General features: G+C 32.8%; 1 protein-coding gene. It reads right to left on the reverse strand.

The features are described 5' to 3' along the window. Positions 1-164: 164 nt before the first annotated feature. The gene (locus X926_RS09005; RefSeq protein WP_158245243.1) at positions 165-1814 is read right to left on the reverse strand and encodes an IS1634 family transposase; all 1650 of its coding nucleotides are present in this window, start codon (positions 1812-1814) and stop codon (positions 165-167) included. Positions 1815-2060 lie beyond the last annotated feature (246 nt).

Below are 2060 nucleotides of genomic sequence, written 5' to 3' on the forward strand. Positions count from 1 at the left end.
GTAGAGCCAAAAATATAAAATGCCCTCCTGAGTTTGACAGTTACAAAAACGTAAGAATTCTAAAACAGGCATGAATAATTGCAAAAAAGCGTTTTTTGCTTTCTCTGTTTTTCAAAAGTGTCACTACATGCCTTTCTTTTCCTTTATTTATCAGTGTTTTAGACTTACGCTTTTGCTTTGCTCCTTTCTAATCCTTTATTTTCCTCATTTTGGCCCTGTAGTTTCAGTTTCTCTATGAATTCCTCATATGGGGTTACCACTTTTGGAATTGGTATATTAAGTATCTTCAATATCTTTTGAGCTAAAAGATTCATGTTGGTTCTAATGGCAAAATGCTGTTCGTTGGTTTTAATATCTATGTATTCCATGTTTTTAATCGCTTCTCTTATCTTTTCGTGTGAGTATTCTATATTGTTTCTTTCAAGTTCTAATTCAAGTGTTCTTTGCATTATGTAAGATACGAAACTCATCACTATGTGTCCCTTTATCCTTTTCTGTGTCCAATGAAATATCGGTCTTGTTTCAAGATAATTCTTTAGTGTTCTGAAACTTTCTTCCACTTTCCACAAGGTATGGTATTGCTCTAATATCTGTTTTGGATTCAATTGTGTGTTTGTTATTATTCCATAGTATCCGTCATATTTTTCGTCTTTTTCTATCTTTTCGATATCAAGTGTATAATCTACTTCGTTCTTCGTCTTTAAGTACTTTTTTGCACCTCTTTTGCTTTTTGATTCTATTTCCCCATCTTTCAACATTTTCTTCGCTTTTTCAATCAATCTAATCCTGTCTTTTCTATCTTTTTCGGCCCTTTCCTTTGAATGTATTATGAGTAATCTTTTCCCTTCGTATTCTATTTCTCTGTATTCAATCCCTTTTGATATTTCAGTGAACTCCCCATCGAATATATCTACCTTTTTTAACTGTTTTATCGATTTACCAACTATGAATTCGTAATCGGAATTCTCTACTATTTCCATATTGGTTCTACTCATCATCCCCCTATCAGAAACCACTATTACCTTTCCCAACTGATATCTATTTTTCATTGCCTCTATCGTATCTTTGAACGTATGTCCTTCAAACGTGTTACCTGGATATATATCAAAACTAACTGGCATCCTATCCCTATCTATCGACATCCCTAAAACCACCTGTGATTCGTTGAACTTCTTATCTTTAGAATATCCCATTTGTAGTAACTCGTTCGTTTGTTGTGTCTCAAAGGCTAACGTCGTTACATCGTAAAACACTAAATCTACTACAGAATTGAATAAACTTATCCTTTGATCGTACAGATGTTTCTCCAACTCTTCCTTCTTTTGCGCTAACACATCTAGCGTCCTGTACATCCATTGTAAGGCTATCCCTTCTTCGTCCGTTTCTGCCTCATCTATTCTTTTGAATCCATAATAATCTAATTCTTTGAATATTCCCAACTTGCTTTTCGGTTCTATTATTCTGTTCATAACCATTATTTTCAACAAATCCTCCACATCGAATCTTATCTTTTTATCCATCTTTTCAAAGAACTTATCCATCTCATACCTTTCAAACAATCTATCCACTATTACCTTTATCCCATAATTCTTCTTATCAGGTGCTTCCTCAACATTATTCAAATTCACATAACCTTTTATATCATATATCTGTACGAGTTTTTTAATAATATTTTTCACTTCTTCTTCACTGATCGTATCGATTCTACCCAAATTAGCAATTATCTTTTGTTTATTCTTACCGTTTTCACGATAACTTTCCACTATTCTTAAGTATTCTTTCCCTTGATTGTTTTTTACGGTTCTAACATACATCCAAATCATCTCCCAACTTCATAATGTCTTTAATATTATACCACAAAACTATTATGAAGTCAAGAGAATAATATAATTAGAGAAGAAAAAAGTGTCACTACAGTAAAAGAATTTTTTCAAAAAAATAGGTGTTTTATCCCCTCAAACCCGCTTTCTTCCGTTTGGTTTATTGAAAAAGCATCTCCCAACTGTCAAACTCAGGAAAAGGTGAATTTTTGAAAACTAAAGAAGAAATAGCTCAAGATC

It is taken from the genome of Petrotoga sp. HWHPT.55.6.3, assembly GCF_002895495.1.
Classification (GTDB): domain Bacteria; phylum Thermotogota; class Thermotogae; order Petrotogales; family Petrotogaceae; genus Petrotoga; species Petrotoga mobilis.